The 24,533-nt window shown below is 72.6% G+C and carries 23 protein-coding genes; 9 read left to right on the forward strand and 14 right to left on the reverse strand.

Going from position 1 to position 24,533, the window contains the following annotated elements:
- Window positions 1-46: 46 nt before the first annotated feature.
- Complete coding sequence (locus tag ACSMXR_RS16010; RefSeq protein ID WP_137234989.1) at window positions 47-910, reverse strand: helix-turn-helix domain-containing protein; 864 nt, start codon at window positions 908-910, stop codon at window positions 47-49.
- A gap of 357 nt (window positions 911-1,267) precedes the next feature.
- Between ACSMXR_RS16010 and ACSMXR_RS16015 the strand changes: the two genes are divergently transcribed.
- The gene (locus tag ACSMXR_RS16015) at window positions 1,268-1,774 is read left to right on the forward strand and encodes an ATP-binding protein (RefSeq protein WP_137234990.1); all 507 of its coding nucleotides are present in this window, start codon (window positions 1,268-1,270) and stop codon (window positions 1,772-1,774) included.
- Between the two features lie 37 nt (window positions 1,775-1,811).
- Here the strand turns inward: ACSMXR_RS16015 and ACSMXR_RS16020 are convergent, their stop codons facing one another.
- A complete protein-coding gene (locus tag ACSMXR_RS16020) occupies window positions 1,812-2,054 on the reverse strand; it encodes a DUF397 domain-containing protein (protein ID WP_030087982.1) in 243 nt (80 codons plus the stop codon).
- Window positions 2,055-2,310: 256 nt separating this feature from the next.
- Here ACSMXR_RS16020 and ACSMXR_RS16025 point away from each other — a divergent pair, with 256 nt between their 5' ends.
- Entirely contained in the window at window positions 2,311-2,823 is a 513-nt protein-coding gene (locus ACSMXR_RS16025; protein WP_137234991.1) for a hypothetical protein, read from the forward strand.
- Between the two features lie 44 nt (window positions 2,824-2,867).
- Here ACSMXR_RS16025 and ACSMXR_RS16030 read toward each other — a convergent pair whose 3' ends face one another.
- Genes ACSMXR_RS16030 through ACSMXR_RS16040 form a run of 3 tightly spaced genes read right to left on the reverse strand, consistent with a single transcriptional unit; the run spans window position 2,868 to window position 7,148 of the window.
- The gene (locus ACSMXR_RS16030; RefSeq protein WP_137234992.1) at window positions 2,868-4,994 is read right to left on the reverse strand and encodes an FUSC family protein; all 2,127 of its coding nucleotides are present in this window, start codon (window positions 4,992-4,994) and stop codon (window positions 2,868-2,870) included.
- Between the two features lie 38 nt (window positions 4,995-5,032).
- Complete coding sequence (locus tag ACSMXR_RS16035) at window positions 5,033-6,202, reverse strand: DUF2786 domain-containing protein (RefSeq protein ID WP_473172168.1); 1,170 nt, start codon at window positions 6,200-6,202, stop codon at window positions 5,033-5,035.
- A 34-nt stretch (window positions 6,203-6,236) separates the two neighbouring features.
- The gene (locus tag ACSMXR_RS16040; RefSeq protein ID WP_473172169.1) at window positions 6,237-7,148 is read right to left on the reverse strand and encodes an NADP-dependent oxidoreductase; all 912 of its coding nucleotides are present in this window, start codon (window positions 7,146-7,148) and stop codon (window positions 6,237-6,239) included.
- 88 nt (window positions 7,149-7,236) lie between these two features.
- Between ACSMXR_RS16040 and ACSMXR_RS16045 the strand changes: the two genes are divergently transcribed.
- Entirely contained in the window at window positions 7,237-8,928 is a 1,692-nt protein-coding gene (locus ACSMXR_RS16045; RefSeq protein ID WP_473172170.1) for a bifunctional 3'-5' exonuclease/DNA polymerase, read from the forward strand.
- A 46-nt stretch (window positions 8,929-8,974) separates the two neighbouring features.
- Here the strand turns inward: ACSMXR_RS16045 and ACSMXR_RS16050 are convergent, their stop codons facing one another.
- From ACSMXR_RS16050 to ACSMXR_RS16065, 4 genes are all read right to left on the reverse strand, one after another.
- On the reverse strand, window positions 8,975-9,874 hold the full coding sequence (locus ACSMXR_RS16050) for a hypothetical protein (protein ID WP_473172171.1): 900 nt from the start codon (window positions 9,872-9,874) through the stop codon (window positions 8,975-8,977).
- Window positions 9,875-9,961: 87 nt separating this feature from the next.
- On the reverse strand, window positions 9,962-10,471 hold the full coding sequence (locus ACSMXR_RS16055; RefSeq protein WP_376184191.1) for a SigE family RNA polymerase sigma factor: 510 nt from the start codon (window positions 10,469-10,471) through the stop codon (window positions 9,962-9,964).
- A 171-nt stretch (window positions 10,472-10,642) separates the two neighbouring features.
- Complete coding sequence (locus ACSMXR_RS16060; RefSeq protein WP_473172389.1) at window positions 10,643-11,503, reverse strand: dioxygenase family protein; 861 nt, start codon at window positions 11,501-11,503, stop codon at window positions 10,643-10,645.
- A 161-nt stretch (window positions 11,504-11,664) separates the two neighbouring features.
- Window positions 11,665-13,044, reverse strand: a complete 1,380-nt coding sequence (locus ACSMXR_RS16065; protein WP_381797147.1) for an alpha-lytic protease prodomain-containing protein — start codon at window positions 13,042-13,044, stop codon at window positions 11,665-11,667.
- Window positions 13,045-13,229: 185 nt separating this feature from the next.
- Here ACSMXR_RS16065 and ACSMXR_RS16070 point away from each other — a divergent pair, with 185 nt between their 5' ends.
- Window positions 13,230-13,910, forward strand: coding sequence for a phosphotransferase (locus ACSMXR_RS16070; protein ID WP_218525906.1), 681 nt, complete (start codon window positions 13,230-13,232; stop codon window positions 13,908-13,910).
- A gap of 103 nt (window positions 13,911-14,013) precedes the next feature.
- On the opposite strand, the gene ACSMXR_RS16075 is transcribed toward ACSMXR_RS16070, so the two are convergent.
- Together ACSMXR_RS16075 and ACSMXR_RS16080 are read right to left on the reverse strand one after the other, a co-directional pair.
- Complete coding sequence (locus ACSMXR_RS16075) at window positions 14,014-14,367, reverse strand: DUF3263 domain-containing protein (protein WP_473172172.1); 354 nt, start codon at window positions 14,365-14,367, stop codon at window positions 14,014-14,016.
- A 44-nt stretch (window positions 14,368-14,411) separates the two neighbouring features.
- Window positions 14,412-15,689, reverse strand: coding sequence for an ABC transporter substrate-binding protein (locus tag ACSMXR_RS16080; protein ID WP_137235001.1), 1,278 nt, complete (start codon window positions 15,687-15,689; stop codon window positions 14,412-14,414).
- Between the two features lie 432 nt (window positions 15,690-16,121).
- Here ACSMXR_RS16080 and ACSMXR_RS16085 point away from each other — a divergent pair, with 432 nt between their 5' ends.
- From ACSMXR_RS16085 to ACSMXR_RS16095, 3 genes are all read left to right on the forward strand, one after another.
- Complete coding sequence (locus ACSMXR_RS16085) at window positions 16,122-17,015, forward strand: ROK family protein (protein WP_230543875.1); 894 nt, start codon at window positions 16,122-16,124, stop codon at window positions 17,013-17,015.
- Entirely contained in the window at window positions 17,015-18,172 is a 1,158-nt protein-coding gene (gene nagA, locus ACSMXR_RS16090) for an N-acetylglucosamine-6-phosphate deacetylase (protein WP_137235002.1), read from the forward strand. The genes ACSMXR_RS16085 and nagA overlap by 1 nt, the downstream gene beginning before the upstream one ends.
- A gap of 207 nt (window positions 18,173-18,379) precedes the next feature.
- Window positions 18,380-19,306 carry a 1-phosphofructokinase family hexose kinase gene (locus ACSMXR_RS16095; RefSeq protein WP_364887318.1) on the forward strand — a complete coding sequence of 309 codons (927 nt, stop codon included), beginning with the start codon at window positions 18,380-18,382 and terminating at the stop codon, window positions 19,304-19,306.
- A gap of 66 nt (window positions 19,307-19,372) precedes the next feature.
- Here ACSMXR_RS16095 and ACSMXR_RS16100 read toward each other — a convergent pair whose 3' ends face one another.
- Both ACSMXR_RS16100 and cdgB read right to left on the reverse strand, forming a co-directional pair.
- A complete protein-coding gene (locus tag ACSMXR_RS16100; protein WP_364887320.1) occupies window positions 19,373-20,380 on the reverse strand; it encodes a carbohydrate-binding protein in 1,008 nt (335 codons plus the stop codon).
- Window positions 20,381-20,524: 144 nt separating this feature from the next.
- Window positions 20,525-22,183, reverse strand: a complete 1,659-nt coding sequence (gene cdgB / locus ACSMXR_RS16105; protein WP_137235005.1) for a diguanylate cyclase CdgB — start codon at window positions 22,181-22,183, stop codon at window positions 20,525-20,527.
- A gap of 327 nt (window positions 22,184-22,510) precedes the next feature.
- Here cdgB and ACSMXR_RS16110 point away from each other — a divergent pair, with 327 nt between their 5' ends.
- Window positions 22,511-23,017 (forward strand): flavin reductase family protein, encoded by a 507-nt coding sequence (locus tag ACSMXR_RS16110; RefSeq protein ID WP_137235006.1) that lies wholly within the window; start codon window positions 22,511-22,513, stop codon window positions 23,015-23,017.
- Window positions 23,018-23,070: 53 nt separating this feature from the next.
- Here ACSMXR_RS16110 and arfB read toward each other — a convergent pair whose 3' ends face one another.
- Entirely contained in the window at window positions 23,071-23,505 is a 435-nt protein-coding gene (gene arfB / locus ACSMXR_RS16115) for an alternative ribosome rescue aminoacyl-tRNA hydrolase ArfB (RefSeq protein WP_030088019.1), read from the reverse strand.
- 192 nt (window positions 23,506-23,697) lie between these two features.
- On the opposite strand from arfB, the gene ACSMXR_RS16120 reads away from it, so the two are divergent.
- A complete protein-coding gene (locus ACSMXR_RS16120) occupies window positions 23,698-24,273 on the forward strand; it encodes a TerD family protein (RefSeq protein ID WP_103509571.1) in 576 nt (191 codons plus the stop codon).
- Window positions 24,274-24,533: the final 260 nt, after the last annotated feature.

Consider the following 24,533-nt stretch of genomic DNA (forward strand, 5'->3'; position numbering starts at 1 on the left):
TGCAGGCGTTCGCACACTCCTGATGCGACGTCATCGTACTGAGAATTTACGTCAGTTGGAGGAGCCCGCGCAGAAGATCCCGGCTCTCTTCCGGTGCGGGGCTCTCCTGGGCCAGGTCCGCCATGGCCTTTTCGTAGTGCGCGACTTCCTCGGGCTTGTCCAGATAGAGCGCGCTCGTCAGCTGCTCCAAATAGACAATGTCCGACAGATCGGATTCCGGGAATCGCAGCATCGTGAATGAGCCGCTCTCGCCCGCATGACCGCCGTGGCTGAAGGGCATGACCTGAAGCGTGATGTTCGGCTGCTCCGACATATCGATCAGATGCCGCAATTGGGCACGCATGACCTCGCGTTCGCCGTACGGACGGCGCAGCGCCGCTTCGTCGAGCACGGCGTGGAACGTCGGGGCGCGCTCCGAGACGAGGGCCTTCTGGCGCTCCAGCCGCAGGGCCACGCGGCGGTCGATCTCGGCGGGCGAGGCGCCGCGCATGCCGCGCGCGACGACGGCGTGGGCGTACGCCTCGGTCTGCAACAGGCCGTGCACGAACTGGACTTCGTAGGTACGGATGAGGGAGGCCGCACCCTCCAGACCGATGTACGTCTGGAACCAGCCGGGCAGTACATCGCCGTAACTGTGCCACCAGCCCGCCACATTGGCCTCGCGCGCCAGGCCGAGAAGGGAGTCCCGCTCCGCCTCGTCCGCGACTCCGTAGAGCGTGAGCAGGTCCTCGACGTCCCTGGCCTTGAAGCTCACCCGTCCCAACTCCATGCGGCTGATCTTCGATTCGGAGGCCCGGATCGAGTAGCCGGCCGCCTCACGGGTGATTCCGCGCGACTCCCGCAGTCTCCTGAGCTGTGAGCCCAGGAGGATGCGCCGCACCACCGATCCACTCGACTCGCCTGCGGACACTGGTCCGACCCTCCCCATCGTGTACCTGGCACCCGGAGCCCCCCGGAACCCCGAGTGCCGGATTCTGCCACCAAAACGCTTCAGCCCGTACTCATTCGATTACGGAAATGGGAAGACGTCCAGAAAGCTCCGAAACTGACCCCGGGAAGAAATACCCCAGAACCACCACGGTATCGGGCAGGTCCGGCGCGTGCACGTGCATCTGCCCTTGCATCTGCCCTGCGCATTCGGAACCATGGTCCTCGCGCACCTGCGTGCTCGTGTTGTGCCGCTGTACCCCCCGCAGTACCGCTACAGGCAGTGCCGCTACAGCCGCGAATCCCGGGAGTGCCTCGTATGGGGACGAATGGATCGACGATGCTCGAGCCGTTACGGCAGGGGCTTCCCCCCACCGACCCCTCAGGGGTTGCCGGATCGGCGTCCTGCGCTCTGCCCGCACGCTACGAAGCGGTCGGCGGCGCACGGAAGTTCACCCGGGCCACGCTGGAGCGATGGGAGCTGGGCGACCGTTTCGACGATGTCGCCCTGGTGGTGTCCGAACTCGTCACCAACGCCCTGCGCCACGCGCTGCCCGACGATCCGCCGCGGGAATTCCAGGACCCGCCGGTGCGCCTGCATCTGATGCGCTGGACCTCACGGCTGGTGTGCGCGGTGCGCGATCCCAGCCGGGAGAGCCCGGTGGCCGGCGAGGCGGCGGATTCCGCCGAATCCGGCCGCGGCCTGTTCCTGGTGGAATGCGTCAGCGACAGCTGGGGCTGGCACCCCTCCCCCGTACCGCTCGGAGAACTGCCTTCGGGACCGCTGTACGGCAAGGTGGTCTGGGCCCTTTTCCGGCTTCCGGAAAACACGAAGTCGGGTTCGTAGGAACCCCGGTCCGGCCCGTCACGGGCCGGGCCCGGCGTCAGGCGCCGGTGGCGAGGTGGTCGAACTCGCCGTCCTTGACGCCCAGCAGCAGCGCCTCGATCTCCGCGGGCGTATAGACGAGAGCGGGCCCGTCGGGGTGACGAGAGTTCCGCATCGCCACATCCCCTCCGGGCAGCCGGGCGAACTCCACGCAGGATCCCTGGGAGTTGCTGTGCCTGCTCTTCTGCCAGACGACTCCGCGAAGCTCTGTGGCCGCCATGCCGTTGTACACGTGGTGCACAGGACGCTCCCCGAGTTGCAAGGTGCAAGTGTCAACTAGCTCGGATCATAGCTCTGTTCATATGCCAATGCATGAGCAGATGCACGTGCACGCGGGGTGTTCCTTTGATTACAGGCTTTACGCCCCCGGGGGCATCCTCCCGGAAGAGAGACGAACGGCACGCCTATTTCGCTCCCGCTTACCGGAGTTGATCCTCGCGGACCTTGGTAACGTGGCGCGGTCTTTCGACCGGAAATACAGCAAGGGGGAACTCCACGTGACCAGCTCTCTACGCACCGGCGCCGTCGTGGTCGCCGCTCTGGCCGCATCGCTGGCGCTGACCGCGTGCGGCAGCGACGACGACGCGGGCAAGGATTCCGGCGCGGACTCCGCGGCGAGCGCGACGCCCGGCGGCGGTGACGACAACTCCGGGGAGTCCGGGGGCGGCACGGACGCCGCGGCGCTGGAGGGCACCTGGGTGGGGCTCACGGACGGCAAGAACGTCACCGTGTCCGTCGCCGCCCGCAAGGTCGCCCTCGTCGCCGACCAGTCCGTGTGCCAGGGCGATGTGAAGGACATGGGCGGCGAGCCGATGCTGGCGCTGACGTGCACCGGCGGCTCCACCGACCGCACGATGGGCGCGATCGACTCCGTCGACGGCTCGAAGCTGGTCGTCTCGTGGGACGGCGGCACCAAGGACACCCTCACCAAGGCCGAACCGGGCAAGCTGCCGAGCGGGATGCCCTCGCTGCCCGACCTCCCGGACCTGCCCGAGGTGCCCGCCCCGTAAGGACCGTGGCCGCCGGGCCGCCGGGCCGCCGGGCCGTCGCGCTCTCAGCTCTCAGCGAGCGTGCTGCTGACCCGCGTGGAGCCGCCCCGCTCGTCCAGGGCACGGGTGAACTCCTCCAGCGCGTCCAGCAGCAGCGCCGCGCCCCGGCGCACCACCGGGTCGCCCACCGGCGTCGTGCCGTCCTCCGTCGGTGTGGGCATGTCCCAGTGGGCCACCGCGTCCACCACCGGCTGCCAGTCGGGCAGCCGCCGCTCCCGTACCGCCTTGGCGCCCTTCTCGGTGGCCCGGCGCAACGCCTCGGCCAACTGGGCGGCGCCGGGCACCGGGTCGGCCGACCGGGCCGGCAGATGGGCCTCCAGAACCATCGCGGACCGGCCCAGCTGGGCCAGCGCGTGCTGGGCGTCGGTGGCGGCGGCCCGGGAGATGCCCCGGTGGCGTACGGGTTCGTGCTGGGCGGTCGCCAGCGCCTCCTGCCACGCCACACGGGCCTCGCGGGTGGCGATCAGGGCGTCCCGGACGTCCTCGTTGTCGCGGTCGGCGGGGTCCGCGTACCGGTCGACGACGGTGGCCGCGTACCGCCCGTCCGCCACCAGCCACTCGGCCAGCCGGTTGCGCAGCCGCGGGGTCTCCCAGGCCGGGTAGACGGCGTACGAGATCATCGCGAGGAGTCCGCCGACGAGCGTCAGCACGATGCGTTCGGTGACGGTCTGGGACCAGTCGTCGCCGGCCATGCCGAGCAGGAAGACGACGTACGCGGCGACGCAGACCTGGCCGACCGCGTAGCCGGTGCGCATCAGCAGATACATCAGCCCCGCGCAGATCACCGCGAGGAGCGCGGAGAGCCGGGCGTCGGGATGGGCGGTCTGCACGACGGCGGTGGCAAGACCGACGCCGACCAGGGTGCCGCCGAAGCGGCCCGCGGAACGGGCGTACGTCTGCGAGAACTCGGGGCGCATCACCATGACGGCGGTCATCGGCGCCCAGTAGCCGTGGCCGAGCGGCACGGCCTCGCCCACGAAGTACCCGGAGACGGCCACCACCGCGACCCGGATGGCGTGCCGCATGATCGGCGAGCCGTGGTGCAGCTCGCGGCGCATCGAGGCCAGCACCACCGGGATCAGCTTCAGCAGGGTCGGCCGGTGCCGGGTGTCCGGGGCCAGGTCCGTGGGGATCCCGCTGTCGGTGCCGGTGCCCTCCGCGATCTCCAGGACGTCGTCGAGCAGGGCAGAGAGCCGGTCGGCGGCGCGGCGGGCGGGGCCGACGAGGATCACGTCGTTGTCGGGGGTCTTCAGGACGCCCAGGTCGGTGGCGGAGAGATGGACGGGCTCGCCGTGCCGGACGGCCCGCGCGGCGGCGTCCAGCACCGATCCGGCCGCGCCCAGCAGTTCGTTCACCCAGAGCCGTTCCAGACCGTCGCCGGGCACCCCCATCGCCGGGTCCGCGAGCGAGGCGAGCACCGGGCGCAGCCGCTCGGCGACGCCCCGCGCCCCGTGCAGTTCGGCGGGGCGGCGGCGGGCCTGGCGCGGGGTGACGGCCGCGGCGCTGCGGGCGGTCATCAGGGGCAGCGGGTCGAAGGGGGCGACCGGGTCGTGGCGCAGCCGCCGGGCGTAGTCGGCCTCGGCGGCGAGCGCGTCGGCGAGCGCGTCGCGCTGCGCGCCCCATCTGCGGACCGGGAAGAGGACGATGAGCGCCGCCTGTACGAAGCCGCCGACGGCGATCATCCCGGCGTGGGCGGCGGCGTCCACGACCGAGGTGGGCAGGGTGATCGTCACCAGCATGATCGCGACGTTGGACGAGGCGATGATGCCGCCCGTGGGCCCCGCCGCCCAGGCGAGCCCGGCGAGGAAGGTCCAGACGCCGAGCAGGATGAGGAAGAGGACGACGTGCGCGCCGCTGACGTAGCCGACGAACGTCGAGACGGCGAGGCTGGCGCCGGAGACCAGGGCGAGGACCGGGCGCGGGCGCCAGCTGCGCTGGAAGGTGGCGATGGCCGCCTGGAACGCGCCGAACGCGGAGCTCGCCGCGATCTCCGGCCCGAACAGCAGGAGGCTCGTGCCGATGACGAGGGCGAGGCCGGCCGCACCGCGGAAGGCGACGAGGGGTTCCAGCCTCTGCCGCTCGATCTCCAGCCCCGAGCGGGCGGTCTCCTTCAGCGCCCGGAGCCAGCTCATGGGCCGAGCCTAACCGGGCAATCCAGGGCAAGCCCGACTTATGACGTGATTTCGCGGTCGGGTCGGTGCGACGCACCGCCCATGCGGGCCCGGTCGGCGGCCTCGGTGCCGTGCGTCCAGCCGTCCAGGTCGCTCACGCCCCGCACCCGGGTGGTCGTGGTCCTCGGGAACATCCGCTCGGCGGTGTCGGTGACCGCGACGTCCCGGGCGGCGAGGACGGGAAGCAGCCCGGCGCCCCGGTCCGTACCGGAGTCGGCCGCCGCCACGACCCGCTCGGCGCCGTCGGCGAGCCGGCGGCCGAGCCGCTGCGCGTACCCCATCAGGAACGCCTGCCGGAAGGTCTTGGTCCGCTTGCGCCCGCCGGCCCGCTGTCCGGCCTCCGCCCGGGTCATCGCGGCCGTCCCCTGGACGAGCAGCGAGGTGAACAGCAGCTCCACGGCCTCCAGGTCCGCCTCGAAGCCGACGACCGTGGTGAAGCCGAGGTCCTCGTTCCACACGGCCTGGCAGCGGTTCGCGGAGGCGACGGCGTCCAGCAGGATCGCCTTGGCGCTCTCGTACGGGGGCTCCACCCCGATCCGGCAGGCGCCCGGGGTCTCGCGGCTGTGCGTCCGGGCGGCGAGCAGGGCCTCGTCGATGCTGTGCCGGGCCATCAGCTCCTGCGCCTTGGTGGTCAGCGCCTCGGCCTCCTCCGGGAAGCCGGTCGCCTCGGCCTTCGCCAGCAGCGCCCGGATCCGGGTGAGCATGCGGGGCTCGTCGGCGGCGGGCGGCCGGTGCAGGTCGTCGGCGACCGTGCCGGGCGGCGGTCCCACCGGCTCGATGGCGGGCAGCCGCAGCAGCAGCCGGTACAGCTCCAGCAGATCGGCGGCGTAGGAGAACCGGTCGGGGCGGTTGCGGAGCGCGGGCGGCGGGAGCTCGCCGAGCTGCTGCCGCCACCGGGGCGGCAGCTCCGCGTACCGGGCGGTCTCGGCGGCGATCAGGGCCGCGGCCAGCGCCGCCCGCCGCTCGTCCAGCTCCCGGCGCACCCACCGGATCAGGTCGGCCGGCTGCCAGCCCCGGTCCCAGGCCCGGCGTACGAACTCCTCGCCGCGCCGGTGCGCCGCGTCGTCGGCGTCCGGGGCGGCGGCGAGCAGGGACGCGCCGGTGTCCAGGGCGGCGTCGCCCTCCGCGTAGAGGGCCGCCGCGCACGCCCGGTCGATCACCGATTCCATCCGGCCAAGGGTAGGCGCACCGGTCGGCCGCCCCTTACGGCAGCAGCACCAGCTTGCCCCGCACATGGCCGCCCTCGCTCAGGGCGTGGGCGCTCGCGGCGTCGGCGAGCGGGAAGACCTGGGCGATCTCCACCCGCAGCTCACCGGCGGCCGCCAGCCGGGCGCTCTCCGCGAGGCGTTCGGCCGAGGGCTCTCCACCGGCGGAGAAGGCGACGCCCAGCTCGGCGGCGTCCCCGTCGGCGATGGTGACGATCCGGTCCGTGGTGCCGCCGCGCAGCTCGACGGAGGCGGGCAGCGCGCCGCGCCCCGACGCGTCGAACACCGCGTCCACCCCCTCCGGGGCCAGCTCCCGCACCCGCTCGACCAGCCCGTCCCCGTACGCCACCGGGACCGCGCCCAGCACCCGCAGATAGTCGTGGTTGGCCGGGGAGGCGGTGCCGATGACGGTCGCGCCGCGGGCCGTCGCGAGCTGTACGGCGGCGGAGCCGACGCCGCCGCCCGCCCCGTGCAGGAGCAGCGTCTCGCCCTCGGCCAGCGCCAGTTCGTCCAGGACCCGGGACGCGGTGTCGGTCGCGACGGGCAGCGCCGCGGCCTGCTCCCAGGACAGCCCCTCGGGCTTGCGGGCGAGGGCGGCGGCATCGGCCAGCGCCTCGGTGGCGTAGGAGCCGGTGGCGCTCCAGCCGAGGACCTCGTCACCGGGGGCGAACGCGGTGACGCCCTCCCCCGCCTCCTGGACCACCCCGGCGAACTCCGCGCCGGGCGTGGCGGGCAGCGGGGTGGGGAAGGCGCCCTCCATCCAGCCGTTGCGGATCTTGTGGTCGAGCGGGTTCACCCCGGCCGCCCGCACGGCGACCCGGACCTGGCCGGGGCCGGGGCGCGGCCGGTCGAGCCGGGCCAGATGCAGGACGTCGGGGCCGCCGAACTCCTCGTACACGATCGCTTCCATGGGGTGATCCTCGTGGCTGCGGAGCCGGGCGGCCAGTCGGCGGCCCGCTTCCGGGGCACTGTCAGTGGCGGGTGCCAGACTCGCATCCATGACCGAACGGTGGGCGGTGGCGGCCGCGGACGGGGGCGGGGCGCTGCTCGCGCCGCTGGGTCGGGACGGCACGCCCGCCGGTCCGGTCGTCGCCGAGCCCGATCTCGTCGAGGCGGTCCGCTCCCGCCCCGATGTGGTCCGCTGGGTGTGGCGGTCGACCGCCGCGATCTACCCCCGGCTGCTGGCCGCCGGGGTCCGGGTCGAGCGGTGTTACGACATCGAGTGCGCCGAGCTGCTGCTGCTCGGGTACGCCGGGCGGCTGGGCGAGCCCCGGTCGGCGGCCGCCGCGCTGGCCCGGCTGGACAACGGGCCGGTGCCGCCGGATCCGCCCGCCCGGTCCGCCGAACCGGGCGCGCAGTCCTCCCTCTTCGAGCCGTCGTCGGGGACCGGGGTGCCCTTCGAGGGACTGCTGCGGGTCTACGCGGACCAGGTGCGCCGCCATGACGCGGCGGAGCACCCGGACCGGATGCGGCTGCTGACCGCGTCGGAGTCGGCGGGGATGCTGGTGGCCGCCGAGATGCACCGGGCGGGGCTGCCCTGGCGCGCCGACGTCCACCGGGAGCTGCTGAACGGACTGCTGGGCGAGCGGTACGCGGGCGGCGGCGAGCCCCGCAGACTCGCCGAGCTTGCGGACGAGGTGTCGGCGGCGTTCGGCAGACGGGTCCGCCCTGATCTGCCGGCCGATGTGGTGAAGGCGTTCGCGCAGGCCGGGATCCCGGTGAAGTCGACCCGGCGGTGGGAGCTGGAAGGGCTGGACCATCCGGCGGTCGAGCCGCTGATCGCGTACAAGAAGCTCTACCGGATCTGGACGGCGCACGGCTGGTCCTGGCTCCAGGACTGGGTGCGCGAGGGCCGCTTCCGCCCGGAGTACCAGCCGGGCGGCACGGTCAGCGGCCGCTGGACGACCAACGGCGGCGGGGCCCTGCAGATCCCCAAGGTGATACGGCAGGCCGTCGTCGCCGACGAGGGGTGGCGGCTCGTCGTCGCGGACGCCGACCAGATGGAGCCCCGGGTGCTGGCGGCGATCTCCCGCGACCGGGGCCTGATGGAGGTGGCCGGTCATGACGGCGACCTCTACAAGGCCCTGTCCGACCGGGCGTTCTCCGGCGACCGCGAGCACGCCAAGCTGGCGCTGCTCGGTGCGATCTACGGCCAGACCTCCGGCGACGGCCTGAAGAACCTGGCCGCCCTGCGCCGCCGCTTCCCGCTCGCCGTCGCCTATGTCGACGACGCGGCGCGGGCGGGCGAGGAGGGGCGGGTGGTGCGGACCTGGCTGGGCCGGACCAGCCCGCCGGTGGCGCTGGCCGGCCAGGACGAGGAGGCGGGCATCCCCCAGGAGGATCCGGAGGGCGCCGGTGACGCCGGGGGCCCGGCCGGGTCCGGGGGCGGCACGGCGCGGGCCCGGGGCCGCTTCACCCGTAACTTCGTGGTGCAGGGCAGTGCGGCCGACTGGGCGCTGCTGCTCCTGGCCGCCCTGCGCCGGACGCTCTTCGAGCAGGGGCTGCGGGCGCAGTTGGTGTTCTTCCAGCACGACGAGGTGATCGTGCACTGCCCGGCCGAGGAGACCGCGGCCGTCGCCGAGGCGATCCGCGCGGCGGGCGAGCTGGCCGGGCGGACCGCCTTCGGGGAGACGCCGGTGCGCTTTCCCTTCACCACGGCGGTGGTGGAGCGCTACTCGGACGCCAAGTGACACCCGGTGGTGCGGCTTCTCTGGCCGCCGCGCCACGGGCCCGCGGCTACCGCTGCTGGAGCTTCGGCCATTCCGGGCTGAGCACCAGGGCGATGAGCTGGTCCATGGTGAGCGCGGGCTCCGGACGGGTGGCGGGGCTCGACTGCTCGCCGGAGTTGAAGGCCGAGACGACGACGCGCATGCCGTCGGGGCGCATGGAGTCGGCCGTCCACATGACGGCCCCCGCGCCGCCCTTCTCACCGGGCGTCTTCGAGGTGGCGAGCAGGGTGCCGTCGGGCCGGGTGGTCGCGTCGCGGTACAGATCGTCGGCGACGTCCCGCATGTCCTGCTGCACATTGATCTGCACGAGGGAACGGCCCTTGCCGTCGTCGACGACGACCGAGGCGAACTCGCCGCCGCTGTCCGTCTCGTCGCTCACGGTCAGCCCCTCGGGGAGCAGGGCGCGGAAGGTCGGCATCAGCAGCGTGTAGTCGAGCGGCGGCGCCGGGATCCCGGCGTCGTGCGTCCCGCGCGAGGCCGGGTCCGGCGAGGGCTCGCCGGTGCGCGAACCGCCCGTGACGGCGGAGGTGGCCGCCGGTGCGTCCGAGGGCGAGGGGTCGGCCGTCGCGGCGTCGGTGGGCGCGGCCGTCGGCGTGGGTTCGGCGGCGTCCGTAGGGGCGGCCGTGGGGGTGGCCGTAGGCGCGATCGGGCCGCTGCTCGCGACGTTCGCCCCGTCGCCGGAAGCGCGCAGCTGCCCGGTGGCGAAGGTGACCCCGCCGCCGATGAGGGCGAGGGTCAGCACGCTTCCGGCCACGGCGGCGACCCGGCGGCGGCGCACGGTGCGCCGGCCCTTTTCCAGCGCGCCGTCCACCAGGGCGGCACGGCCGGACAGCTCGAAGGTCTCTCCGGCACGGCGGAGCTCCGTACCGAGGCCGTCCTCGAACGGCAGCTCGTCTTCGCTGGGCATGGGGAACCACCACTTCTCGTTCGGGTCTACTCGACAGTTGACGGCCCGTCGGGGCCGGTAGGGCGGGCGGCGAAGGCCGCCGGAAGGTCAGCGGGCGGCGAACTCCGCGATGCTGCCGCCCAGGTGCTCCCGAAGCCGCCCGAGCGCCCGCACACAGCGGGTCCGTACGGCAGCGGGGCTGACCTGGAGGGCGGCGGCGGTCTCCTCGATGCTCCGGTCCTCCCAGTACCGCAGCACCACGACCGCGCGGTCCTTGGGCGCCAGTTGGGAGAGAGCCCGGAGCAGCGTCATCCGCAGCGCCGGGTCGTCGGGGTCCACCCGAGCGCCGTCGGGCAGTTCGGCCAGCGGGCGTTCGCTCGCGGAGCGCCGTCGCCGGTGGGTCAGAAAGGTCCGCACGAGCACGGTCTGCGCGTACGCCGCCGGGTTGTCGATCCGGCGGGCCCGGCCCCACAGCACGTACATCCGGCTCAGCGTCTCCTGCACCAGATCCTCGGCGAGATGCACATCGCCACTGGTCAACAGGCAGGCCGAGCGGAACAGATGGCCGGCCCGGCCGGCCGCGAACACCCGGTACTCCTCGGTGCGCGACGTCCTCATACCCTCCCCCGTCCATCCATCCGTTCCGCCCTTCCACCTGTATGACGCGACGGGGCCGGGCAAATGTTTCGGACGGTCCGGGAAGACTTTCCGGCACGGAAAAGCGCCCCGTTCACGCGCCGGACGGCGTGAACGGGGCGCGGGCGGTGGTGCGCGCTCGCTGTTCCTCGTCTACCCGCGTTCCCACAACGCGGGGACGTTCGGCGGCTCCCAGCCCGAGATGGCCTGGTGTGCCTGCAGACAGCGGTAGGCGACCCCGCCGTAGGTCACGCGGTCGCCCGCGCGGTAGGAGGTGCCGGAGACCCAGCTGGTCCCCGGCTCGGTGGGCGGATCGGTGGGCGGATCGGTCGGGCCGGGCGTCTGGGCGACGTCCAGGACGAAGTCGAAGGTGCCCTGGCGCCCGTTCCCGACGCTGCGGACGTTCATCAGCAGCTCCGGGTCGAACAGGGCGTCGGTGTTGTTGCGCGGCTCGTCCGGGAAGTACAGCTGGGTGGTGAGGATGCGGCCGCCGGGCGCCTGCGCCTTCACATGGATGTGGCGCGTCCGGCCCGGGTAGAGGCCCGGCACGATCGTGGTGAGGCTGAACGACCCGTCCGTTCCGGTGAACTGGTGACCGCGAAAGGCGAACTGGGCCATGTCGTACGCCCCGTTGGTGTCCGCCTGCCAGAAGTCGAGCAGCGCCCCGGAGATGGGCCGGCAGGCCCGGCCGAAGACATAGCCGCTCACGGTGAGCGGGATGCCGGGGGTGCCCGGGGTCACCAGGCTGGTGCGGCGCGGCGAGTTGGGCTTGAAATACGGCCCCTCCATCTGCGGTGGCGTCGTGTCGTCGCCGTCGTCGCACTCCGGGGTCGGGGCCAGCGGCCCGGTCCCGGTGGAGGCGGCGTCCCGGGCGAGGGCGACGCCTCCTCCGGCGAGCAGGGGCGCGGCGCTCGCGACGAGCGCGGCCTTCAGGAGACCTTTGCGGCTGATCCGCCGCCGGTCGCCCGACGCCTCGTCGGACGCGCTCGGGTCGTGGGGGGTCGCGTTGTCCATTTGTGGGGTCATGACGGTTTCCTCGGAGTCCTCGGTGGGCCTCGGCGCGGGGAGGCGGGAGGCGGAGGTTCAGGAGGTTCGGTGACGCGGGACGGTCGGTGGCCGGCCCGGGTACGGGTGCCGGTGAGCGACACCCGTACGGGCGGCCGGGGCGGCGGCGGTCAGATCCGCTGCCAGAGCGCCGGAACGGCCGCGGGGGTCCAGCCGGGCTGGGCCGTGTGCGCCTGGAGGCAGCGGTAGGTCGCTCCGCCGTACGTCACCGTGGCTCCGGCGGCGTACGCGGTGCCGGCCGCCCAGGTGCCGCCCGGCGGGTCGGTGGGCGGGTCGGTCGGCGGCGTGGTGGGCGGGTCGGTGGGCGTACCGCTGGTGACCAGGGTCAGCCCGTACGCCTGGAGCAGCGGGTTGAGCGGCTGGAAGTACGTCGTACCGCCGGACGAGCAGTTGCCCGAGCCGCCGGAGGTGACACCCTGCGCCTGGTTGCCGGAGATGTACGAGCCGCCGGAGTCGCCCGGCTCCGCGCAGACGCTGGTGCGGGTCACGCCGGAGATGGTGCCCTCCGGGTAGGTGACGCTGGTGTTGAGCTGCTGGATGGTGCCGCAGTGCCAGCCCGTGGTGGAGCCGGAGCGGCAGACCGAGGCGCCGACGACGGACGCGGTGGAGCCGGCGACGGTGACGTCGCCCCGCCCGTAGCCGTTGACCAGCGGACGCGGCGTCCAGTTGGCGTTGGTGGCGACCCAGGCGTAGTCGCGGCCGGGGAAGGTGGAGCCCTGGAAGGTGCCCTGGGCCTGCTGGTTGAAGCCGTTGGTGGTGGTGCCGACCCGTCCGCAGTGGCCCGCCGTGGCGAAGCCGTTCTGGGTGCCGCGCTTCACCGGGAAGCCGATGGAACAGCGGCCGGAGCCGTTCATGTAGTACGCGTCGCCACCCCGCAGGTCCGCGAGGGCGCGCGGCTGTTCGGCGGACCGGGCGACGGTGACCAGGGCGCTGTCGACCCCGGCGGTCCTGAGGAACGCCGCTCCGGCCGCGGTGCTCGCGGCGTTCACGACGACCCGGTTGGCCTCGACGTCGACGTACCAGACGGGCACGTCCTTCGGCGCCTTGCGCAGCGCGGCCCGGTCGAGGGCCTCCTTGACGCCTTCGAGCCGGTCCAGGCTGTGGCCGACGACCTCGGCCTTCGCCCCGGCCTCGGTGATCCGGGCGGTCTGGGAGGCGTCGGTGGTGGCGACGGTCAGGGCCGCCTTCGCACCGCTGACCCGGGCTCCGGCGTAGCTGGCGCCGAGGGACTTCTCCAGCCCGGCGGCGACGGCGGCGGCGCGGTACTCGTTGGCTATCCGGCCGCGCGCGTCGTCCGCGTCCAGGCCGAGGTCGCGCTCCATGGCGGACAGCAGTCCGGGCGACAGGCTGTCGGCGGAGACCGGCGGGGCGGTGGTGCCCGCGGGGTCGGCGGACGCCACGCCGGTCAGCCCGGCGAGGGCGAGCGCGCCCACGGCCACCGTGGCGGTGCCGGCGACGAGGGCGCGTCTGCGGAGCGTGGTTCTCTCCACGTAACTCTCCTTGGTTCAGGGGGTGTCCGGGTCCGGCGGGGGTTGGTACGGACCAGGGAATTGCCGAAACCGTAGCGGCGGTGACACCCGGCGCAGGAGATCCCGTTCACCCCCTCCCTCCGCGTTATGGGGCGAAGCCGGAAGCCGTCTCCCTTTCGGCGGGGCGCCCGGGTAGGTTCGCCCTCATGCACACAGGGCAACTTCTGGGCTCGGGACGCACCGCCGACGTGTACGCACTCGACGGCTCCTGGGTCCTTCGCCGTTACCGGGACCGCACCGACACCACGGAGGAGCTGGCCGTGATGTCGTACGTGGGCGCCTTCGGGTTTCCCGTACCGCGCATCGGCCCGCCCGCCGAGGGCGCCCGCCCCACGGATCTGGTGCTGCAGCGGCTGACCGGCCCGACCCTGGCCGAGGCCCTGCTGGCGGGGCGGGTGGGGGCGGCCGAGGCGGGTGCGCTGCTCGCCCGGCTGCTGCGTGACCTGCACGCCATACCGCCCCGGGTCTCGGCGAACCCGGAGGACTGTGTGCTCCACCTGGACCTGCATCCGGAGAACGTGGTGCTGACGGCGGGGGGCGCGGTGGTGATCGACTGGTCCACCGCGGCGGAGGGCCCGCCCGGCCTCGACCGTGCGATGTCGGCGCTGACCCTGGCCCGGATCGCGCTCGACCCGTCGCTCCCGGCCGGGGCGGACGTACGGCCGCTGCTGGCGGCGCTCCTGGCGGAACTCTCCGACGACGGCGGCACGTCGGCCACCGACCTGGCCCTGGCCTGCACCCGCCAGCACCAGAACCCACACCTGACCGAAGCCGAACGCGACCGCCTGGACCGAGCGGTGGACCTGGTGACCGGCTGCACCCCGTAATTTCAGGCCGCTAGGCAGCTCCAAGCCGCTCCGGGGTGGTTTTCAAGCCCCTCCGGCGATTGAGGAGCGGGGGTCCGGGGGCGGAGCCCCCGAAGGCCCGCGCTCAGCGCCGCCCGCGCCGAGCGTCCCGCACCCGCCGCAACCGATTCACCGTGACCGGATCCTCCCGCAGCGCCCGCTCGTCCTCGATCAACGCGTTGAGGAGCTGGAAGTACCGCACCGGCGACATCCCCAGCTCCTCCCGGATCGCCCGCTCCTTCGCCCCGGGCCCCGCCCAGGACCGCCGCTCCAGGGCCAACAGCGCCCGCTCCCGTACGGACAGCCCGGCCGCACCGGGCACGGGCACGGGCACGGGCACGGCGGAGGATTCCCCGGCCGGAGAATCCACGGCCGGGGAATCGGACTGCTCGGAGTCGGGGGCGGGGTCAGGGCCAGGAGCAGGGCCGGAAGCGGTCATATCAACCAACCTAATGCCCACCCCCGACACCGGCCGCCGGACCGCTACTCGGCGGCCTCGGCCCGCGTCGCCTCGGCGGCTATCTCCCCGAGGATGCTCTCGGGGTTGCTGCCCGGAGCGACCGCGCCGCCGATCTTCTTCTTGATCGCGTCGCTGACGGTGGCCCAGGACGTCTTGCCGAACGGGGGCAGCGTCGAGTTGGGCAGCGCGGCCAGGAACTCGTGCAGCTTCTTGTGCTTCTTGTCGGTCTCCATCGCGGCGGAGGCGCTGCCGGTCACCGGGAGCAGGTCGTACTCCTCGGCGAACTCCAGCACGTTCTCGTCGGAGTAGGCGTAGTCGAGGAACTTGCCGATCTCCTGGCGGTGGCCGTTCTGCTTGAAGCCCATCATCCAGTCGGCGACGCCCATGGAGCCCTTGGTCGGCCCGTCGGAGCCGGGCAGCGGCACCATGCCGACCTTGACGCCCTTGGCCTCGGCCTCGTCCATCAGGGTGGGGTGGCCGTTGAGCATGCCGACCTTGCCCGCGGTGAACGCCTCGAACGCCTTAGCCCGGTCCAGCTTGCCGGGCTCGACCGGCCCGGTGAGGCCCTTGCCGACGAGGTTGTCCCGCAGCCAGCGGAACGTGGCGACGTTCTCGGCCGAGTCGATGTCGTAGGAGCCGACGTCGTCGGTGTAGCCGCCGTTGCCGCTGAGCAGCCACATCAGGGTCTCGGCCTGGGCCTCCTCCTGGCCTAGCGGCAGTGCGAAGGGGTAGTCGACGCCCTTCGCCTTGAGCGCGGTGGCGTCGCTCCGGATGTCGTCCCAGGTCTCGGGGGCGTCCAGGCCGGCCTGGTCGAAGAGCTTCTGGTTGTAGAAGAGCAGCCGGGTGCTGGCGACGAAGGGCAGGCCGTAGAGCGTGCCGTTGACCTTGCCCGCGTCGGTGAGCGACGGGAGGAAGTTCGCCGCGGTGCGGATGGCGAGCGTCTCGTCGGCGGTGTAGAGCTTGCCCGCCTTGGCGTAGTCCGCGTACGCGCCGATCTGGGCGATGTCCGGGGCGTTGCCCTCCTTGACCATCTCGGCGACCTCGCGGTCGACGTCCTTCCACGACAGGACGGTGACATCGACCTTGATGCCGGGGTGCTCCTTCTCGAAGCCCGACGCGACCCCGCTCCAGTACTTCTCGGAGCTGTTCTCCGGCCCGGTGCCGTAGTCCGCGGCGACCAGCTTGAGCGTGACGTCGCCCGAGCCGGTGTCACCGCCGCAGCCCGACAACGTTGCCGTCATTCCCAGCGCGGCCACCACCGCGGTCAGACCCAAAAAGCGCCGCTGCACAGCCTCGCCCATCCTCATTGTTTTTCAGCCATCGCACGGACGGTGCGTCGGCGTCGCCGGCGGCCCCCTGTCCGGCCGCGGCACTGCCCCCAGTCCGACACCGTCCGGACGAACTGCGATTTTCCCCCATTGCCGAACCAGCGGTCTACACCACCGGAGTATCGCTTCGGCAACGTATATCGGCCCCGGAGGCCACAACTGGCTTGCAGGTACTGGCAGTCGGGACCCCCGCCCCGTATCTTGGTCCAGACCTTTGGTCCGGATTCCCCCCGATCCGCGTTGCCCATTAGTCGCTTTACGGCACAAAAGGGTCCACCTTCACGCGTTCATCATTTTGTATGCGTCCGCAACAAACCGCGCTAGTGGACTAGACCTTTTGGGGGTCGGCGGGCGAAACTGTCTTCCGTGAGACATGTCATCGCCCTCGATGTGGGCGGCACCGGAATGAAGGCCGCACTGGTCGGGACCGACGGCACCCTCCTCCACGAGGCGCGGCGGGCCACCGGCCGGGAGCGCGGCGCCGACGCGGTCGTCGAGTCGATCCTCGCGTTCGCGGCGGAGCTGCGCGCCCACGGCGAGGAGCACCTCGGCGAGAGCGCCGTCGCCGCCGGGGTCGCCGTGCCCGGCATCGTCGACGCCGAGAAGGGCATCGCGGTGTACGCCGCGAACCTGGGCTGGCGCGACGTACCGCTGCGCGCCCTGCTCTCCGAGCGGCTGGGCGCCATCCCGGTCGCCCTCGGCCACGACGTCCGCACCGGCGGGCTCGCCGAGGGCCGGATCGGGGCCGGGCACGGCGCGGACCGCTTCTTCTTCGTCCCACTGGGCACCGGCATCGCCGGGGCCATCGGCATCGCGGGCGTCATCGAGGCGGGCGCCCACGGGTACGCGGGCGAGATCGGCCACATCGTGGTCCGCCCGGACGGCCCCGACTGCGGCTGCGGCCAGCGCGGCTGTCTGGAGACGCTGGCCTCCGCCGCCGCGGTGACCCGGGCCTGGGCCGCCGCCTCCGGCGACCCCGGTGCGGACGCCGCGGACTGCGCGAAGGCCGTCGAGTCCGGCGACCCGGCGGCGATCCGGGTCTGGCAGGACGCGATCGACGCGCTCGCCGCCGGCCTCGTCACCGCGCTCACCCTCCTCGACCCCGGCACGCTCATCATCGGTGGCGGTCTCGCCGAAGCCGGGGAAACCTTGTTCACACCACTGCGTGCGGCCGTCGAGGAACGGATCACGTTCCAGAAGCTGCCCCACATCGTCCCGGCGGCCCTCGGGGACACCGCCGGATGCCTGGGCGCGGGGCTGCTCGCCTGGGATCTACTCTCCACGGAGGTTTCCGCCTGATGGCCGGACGCGCAGCAGACAGCACCGTTCTCGCCGGCGCCCGGGTGGTGCTCCCCACCGGCACCGTCGAGGACGGCCGGGTGACCGTCGAGGGCACCCGGATCGCCGGTACCGCACCGGAGGGCGCCCGGACCATCGACCTCGGCGGCCACTGGGTGGTCCCCGGCTTCGTGGACATGCACAACCACGGCGGCGGTGGGGCGTCCTTCACCTCCGGCACCGTGGACGAGGTCCTCACCGGCATCCGTACGCACCGCGAGCACGGCACCACCACGATGGTCGCCTCCACCGTCACCGGCGAGATGGACTTCCTCGCCCGGCGCGCGGGCGTGCTGTCCGAGCTGGTCGAGCAGGGCGACCTGGCCGGGATCCACTTCGAGGGCCCCTTCATCTCGCCGTGCCGCAAGGGCGCCCACAGCGAGGAGCTGCTGCGCGACCCGGACCCGGCCGAGGTGCGCAAGCTGCTGGACGCCGCGCGCGGCACCGCCCGGATGTTCACCCTCGCCACCGAACTGCCCGGCGGCATCGACTCGGTGCGGCTGCTCGCCGAGCACGGGGTCATCGCCGCGATCGGCCACACGGATGCGACGTACGAGCAGACTGTCGAGGCCATCGACGCGGGCGCGACCGTCGCCACGCATCTGTTCAACGCGATGCCGCCGCTCGCCCACCGCGAGCCCGGCCCGATCGCCGCGCTGCTGGAGGACGACCGGATCACCGTCGAGCTGATCAACGACGGCACGCATCTGCACCCGGCCGTCCTGGAGCTGGCCTACCGCCACAAGGGCGCGGGCCGGGTCGCGCTGATCACCGACGCGATGGACGCGGCCGGATTCGGCGACGGCGAGTACCAGCTCGGCCCGCTCGCGGTCGAGGTCACCGACGGGGTGGCCCGGCTGGTGGAGGGCGGCTCGATCGCCGGCTCGACGCTCACCCTGGACACCGCGTTCCGCCGGGCCGTCACCCTCGACGAGATCCCCGTCGAGGACGTCGTCCGGTCCATCTCCGCCAACCCGGCCCGGCTGCTCGGCGTCTACGACCGGGTCGGCTCGCTGGACCCGGGCAAGGACGCCGACCTGGTCGTCCTCGACGAGGACTTCGTCCTCAAGGGCGTCATGCGCCGGGGCGAGTGGATCATCGAGCCGAAGACGGCCTGAGGCCGGCCGCCGGACCGCACGAAGCACGCACCGCACGAGGCACGTAACGCACGAGGCACGTAACGAAGAGATGGCGGTCGGCCCGCGGGACTGGGCCGACCGCCACCGCTTTGACATGATCATCGGAATCGCGCGCCACAAGCCGGGCGCACGCACCGCTGGGGCCGACACCGCTGGAGCCCCGCACCGAGGGAGGGGCCGGCAGAGATGATCCTGACCGTCACTCTGAACACAGCGCTCGACGTGACGTACACCGTCGACGCGCTCGTCCCGCACGGCAGCCACCGCGTCGGCGAGGTCACCGAACGCCCCGGCGGCAAGGGCCTCAACGTCGCCCGGGTGCTCGGGGCGCTGGGCCACGACACCGTCGTCACCGGCTTCGTCGGCGGAGCGACCGGAACCGTCCTGCGCGACCTCCTCGCCCCGCTCCCGCCGCGCGACGCCCTCGTCGAGGTCGCCGGGAACACCCGCCGCACCCTGGCGGTCACCGACCGCTCGACCGGCGACACCACCCAGCTCAACGAGCCAGGACCGCAGGTGAGCCCCGCCGAATGGGCCGCCTTCCTGCGGACGTACGAGGAGCTGGTCGCCGGGGCCGAAGCGGTCGCGCTCTGCGGCTCCCTGCCGCCCGGCATCCATGTCGGGGCCTACGCCGAACTGGTCCGGATCGCCCGCGCCGCCGCCGTGCCCGTGCTCCTGGACACCAGCGGCGAACCGCTGCGCCGGGGCATCGCCGCCCGTCCCGACCTGGTCAAGCCGAACGCGGAGGAGCTGGCCCGGCTGACCGGCTCCCGCGAACCGCTGCGCGCGGCGGGCGACGCCCGCCGTCGCGGGGCGCACGCCGTGGTCGCCTCGCTCGGCCCGGAGGGCGTCCTCGCCGTCACCCCGGACGGCGTCTGGCGGGCCGCCCCGCCCGCCCCCGTGCGCGGCAACCCGACCGGCGCGGGCGACTCGGCGGTGGCCGGGCTGCTCTCCGCCCTGGCCGAGGGGCTCGACTGGCCGGAGCGGCTGGCCCGGGCGGTGGCGCTGTCGACGGCGACGGTGCTGGCGCCGACGGCGGGCGAGTTCGACGCGGCGGCCTACGCGGAGCTGCTGCCGCGCGTCACGGTGGAGCCGCACGTACCGGCCCCCTGAGCGCCCGGACACACCGACGCCCTGACCACCTGGCGGCGATCAGGGCGTCCGTACGAGCGGTGCCGGTCAGCCGTTCTTCTTGATGTGGCCGGCCTTCAGCTCCAGCTGGTCGAGGTTGGCGTCGCACTCGTCGCCTTCCTCGCAGGACAGCTTGAGGGTGTTGGCGCCCTTGTCGAGCTGGACGTACGCGTAGGTGTTCGTCCAGCCCTTCTCCAGGTCGCCCTCTTCGGCGTTCGCGAAGTTCTTCATGTTGATGGAGCGCGGCTCCTGCGCGTTGACCGTCAGGGTCGTCTTCGCGTCCTTGCCGGGCACGCCGTAGGTCACGTACAGGGTGTACGCGCCGGCCTCGGGAACCTCGACCGTCCAGGTGGCCGAGCGGCCGACCTCGTTGAGGTTGATGTAGTTGCCGTTCGCGCCCTTGGCGCCCTTGACCGTGGAGTCCAGGGCCGCCGTGCCGCCCAGCGTCAGCGTCGCCGCGTCCTGCTTCGGCAGCTCGACCGGCTTGGGGGTCTCCTTCGGCTTCTCCGGCTTCTTGGACTCCTCGACCTGGCCCGCCGAGCCCTGCGAGGAGGACGCCTCGTCCTTCTTGTCGTCCTTGTCGCCGTCGTCGCCCGTGAGCAGGGCGGCGCCGATGCCGATGAGGACGACCGCGACCACGGCGACCGCCGCGATCAGGAGCGCCTTCGTGTTCGGACCGCCGCGGCCCGGGCCGCCGCCGTGACCGCCCTGCGCCGGGGGCTGTCCGTGGGACGCCCCGCCGGGGTAGGTCTCGGGGGCCGCGTACTGCGGGTTCGGCCGGTTGTACTGCTGCGCGGGCTGGCCGTAGCTCTGCTGGGGCGGGTAGCCGTAGCCGCCCTGCTGCTGCGGCACCTGCTGCTGGCCGTACTGGCGCTCACCGACGGCACGCACCTGGTTGTAGGACGTTCTGGGCACGCCCGGCTGGGCGGCCGGACCCGGGTAGCCGTAGCCGCCCTGGCCGGGCGCCTGGGCGCCTGCCGCCTGTCCGTCCGCGTACAGATAGCCGAACGGATCGTCGTCCTCGGGCTTGCTCGCGCCGTTGTTTCCGGCCGTCATCCCTGGGTCACTCCTCACCATGTCGCCAGCCGTCGCCGACCGGCCGAGCCTACCTCGAACGGAGCAGGCCCCGAATTGCGCTCACCGACCCGGACGGCCGCCGGGGAACGGGTACGGGGTAGGGGGAGAAACGGGTCGTGAACGTCATCCGGCCCTGCGGTGAACCTTCGACCGGGACCGCTTTTCCACGTACATCCGCTGGTCGGCGGAGCGCAGGACCTCTTCCACGGTCATGCCGCACTCGGCCCAGCCGATGCCGAAACTCGCTCCGACCCGGACCGCCCGGCCGTCGACCCTTATGGGCGGAATGATGGCATTTCTCAGGCGAACGGCCAGGTCAGCGGCGTCCGCCGCCCCGAGGCCGTCGGCGAGGACGACGAATTCGTCACCTCCGAGCCGGGCGACGGTGTCGCCGTCCCGCACACAGGTGCTCAGCCGCCGGGCGACCTCGATCAGCACGGCGTCGCCCGTGTGGTGCCCGAAGCGGTCGTTGATGGACTTGAAGCCGTCGAGGTCGCAGAAGAGGACCGCGAGCCCCTTGGTCCCGTCGTCGTGCGCCGGATCCGGGGCCGCCGTGTGCACGTGGTGGTCGAAGGGCCCGCCGCCGGGGACCGCCTCGCCCTCGTAGCCGTCGGCCTGGTAGCCGTGGGTCAGGGACGACTCGACGTCTCCGTACGCCGCGTCCAGCGCCTCGATCGCGGTCGCGGCCGGGGAGGAGTGCGGCCGCTCGCAGATCCGGGCGGAGAGCCGCGACTTCAGCTCGGCGCTGTTGGGCAGCCCGGTCAGCGCGTCGTGCGAGGCGCGGTGGGCGAGGTTCAGCTCGTGGCGCTTGCGCTCCTCGATGTCCTCGACATGGGTGAGCAGGAAGCGCGGCCCGTCGGCGGTGTCCGCGACGACGGAGTTGCGCAGCGAGACCCAGAGATAGGTGCCGTCCCGGCGGCTGAGGCGCAGTTCGGCCCGGCCGCCCTCGGCGGAGGTGCGCAGCAGGGTGCCGATGTCCTCGGGGTGGACCAGGTCGGCGAAGGAGTAGCGGCGCATCACGGAGGCCGGGCGGCCCAGCAGCCGGCACAGCGCGTCGTTGGTGCGCAGCAGCCTGCCCTGCTGGTCGCCGCCCATCTCGGCGATGGCCATGCCGCTGGGCGCGTACTCGAAGGCCTGCCGGAAGGACTCCTCGCTGGCCCGCAGCGCCTGCTGCTCCCGCTCCAGGCGGACCAGGGCGCGCTGCATATTGGCCCGCAGGCGGGCGTTGCTGATCGCGATGGCGGCCTGGGAGGCGTACATCTGGAGCGCCTCGCGCCCCCATGCGCCGGGGCGGCGCCCGTTGCGCGGCCGGTCGACGGATATGACCCCGAGGAGGTCCCGGCCGCCCGCGGAGGCGTACATCGGGGCGTAGAGCCGGTCCAGCGGGTGCCACTCGTCCTCGAACCGGGGCTCGGGCCCCTCGGTGTGCCACTGCGGTACGTCGTCGTCGAGGAGGACCCAGCCCTCGGTGTGCGGGATGAACCGCAGCTGGTCCCAGGCCTCGCCCATGGAGAGCCGGCGCTCCCAGGAGTCGCGGGAGCCGACGCGGCCGGTGATCAGGGCCTCGGCGGCGGCGTTGCCCGCGAAGGCGGCGATGACGAGGTCGCCGTCCGGCCGGACCAGGTTGACGCAGCCCAGCTCGTAGCCGAGGCCCGAGACGATCCCGTCGGCCACGGTCTGGAGCGTGTCGGCCAGACTCCGCGCCGTGTTGAGATCGGCGACGGCCTGATGCAGCTGCCGCATGGTCGCCAGGCGGACGTACGGCTCCGACTCGGCCTCCATCGCTCGCACCCCCGGGACCTCGACAGCAACTCCAGGTTTCATATCGACGTACTTGTTGCAGTGTCACGGCCACTGAATCACAGTGAGCTGTGCACCCGGTACACAGGGTCAGCAGAAAATGGACTCTGTGACTCAAGTCACAACAGATGATCATGGTACGCCGGTGACTCCCGGCGACGGCGGTCGTTCCGGGGCGTACGACCGGTCCTAGGACCGGCCTGGTCCCCTGGCCCGATGCGACCGCCCGGCACCCGCGGTTAGCGTCGGGGTGTGCTCCACACCAAGCCCCCCGCCCCGCGCCCCGAGCCCATCCCCCATGCTGAGGGGGTGAGCAACGACGAGTTCCGCGCCGCACTCGCGCGGCTGGCCGCCGGGGTGGTGCTGATCACCGCCCAGGAACCGCCCCTCGACGAGGACGGCCACGGCGAGGACGTGGGCATGACGGCGACCGCCTTCATGTCCGTCTCCCTGGAACCGCCCCTGGTGATGGTGAGCCTGCGCAACGGCTCCCGGATGGACGACCTGCTGGACGAGCAGCCGGTGTGGGCGGTCTCCGTGCTGGCCGCGAGCCAGCGGCACATCGCGGGCCGGTTCGCCATGAAGGGCCGGATCAGCGACCGGCTGCTGTTCGAGGACGTCCCGTACGTACGGGGCGAGGTGACGCACGCACCGCTGATCGGCGGGGCGCTGGCGACGCTGGAGTGCCGCACCGAGCAGCGCGTGGTGGCCGGGGACCACACCCTGGTGATCGGCCGGGTGCTCACGGCGAACCTGCCGAGCGCGGAGGGCGAACCGCTGACGTACTTCAAGGGGCGCTACCGCCAGCTGGGCTGACGGCGGTTCCGGTGACGCGCACCGGCCGCCCGGCCGGGTCCGCGGCCCGACGCCTACCAGTCGCGGCCCGAGCGCCCGCGCTTGGTGTCGCCGCGCTGCTTCTTCTCGCGCAGCCTGCGTTCGTTGATCCCGCGCGGGATCTTCCGCTTGATCCGGGGCTTGGGCGGCGGCGCCGTGGCCTCGGCGAGCAGGGCGGCGAGCCGCACGGCGGCCGTCTCGCGGTTGCGCCACTGGGAGCGGTGCTCGGAGGCCCGTACGGAGACCACCCCGCCCACCAGCCTGCCCGCGAGCCGCTCCAGCGCCCGCGCCTTCCACACCTCGGGCAGCGCGTCGGTCGCCGCCAGGTCGAAGCGCAGCTCCACCTGGGAGTCGCTGGTGTTGACGTGCTGGCCGCCGGGCCCGGAGGACCGCGAGAAACGCCACATGAGCTCGGCCTCCGGAAGGGAGACCGAGCCGCGGATGACATAGGGCCCGGACATGACACCCATGGTCCCTTCCCCACGCCCCGTTCGTCACCTTCTTTTGGGACAGCCGTACGAGCCGGCGCACCCGGAGGCCGGAAGTTCGGCAAAGAAAGTAAAGCGATGAGGAACCTCGTGGTCTGCTGCTTGCGTTATGACGGGTGACGGTAGCTTTCGTGATGGCACGAAGCCCGCACACGACGAGGAAAGGGACTTCCCATGGCAGTAAGCCTGTCCAAGGGCGGCAACGTCTCGCTCACCAAGGAGGCACCGGGCCTTACCGCCGTCACGGTCGGCCTCGGCTGGGACGTCCGCACCACCACCGGCACCGACTTCGACCTCGACGCCTCGGCGATCGCGGTCAACCCGGGCGGAAAGGTCGTCTCGGACGGCCACTTCGTCTTCTTCAACAACAAGTCGACGCCGGACCAGACCATCGTGCACACCGGTGACAACGTCACGGGTGAGGGCGAGGGCGACGACGAGCAGATCAACGTCAACCTGGCGGGTCTGCCGGCCGACGTGGACAAGATCGTCTTCCCGGTCTCCATCTACGACGCCGAGACCCGCAGCCAGAACTTCGGCCAGGTCCGCAACGCGTTCATCCGCATCCTCAACCAGGCCGGCGGCGCCGAGATCGCCCGCTACGACCTCAGCGAGGACGCCGCCACCGAGACCGCCATGGTCTTCGGCGAGCTCTACCGCAACGGCGCCGAGTGGAAGTTCCGCGCGGTCGGCCAGGGGTACGCCTCCGGCCTGCGCGGCATCGCCCAGGACTTCGGCGTCAACCTCTGACCCGTCGCCCCGAGCGCACATCAGCTTCACCGGAGCCCCCGGCCACGATCGTGGCCGGGGGCTCCGGCCTGTGTGAACCACCGTCAGACCCGGCCGCTCCGCACCGCCCCCGCACCGAGAAAACCCGCCACTTCACCGAATACCGGACAGCACAGCACTCCATTCGTACAAGAACTGGTCAAAAAAATGTGAGGCAATTGTCGGCACACCGTCAACTTCGCACATTTGATGGCACGCTCTCCGCTCGTAGTCCCCCCACA

The sequence above is a fragment of the Streptomyces sp. DSM 106670 genome, assembly GCF_055792845.1.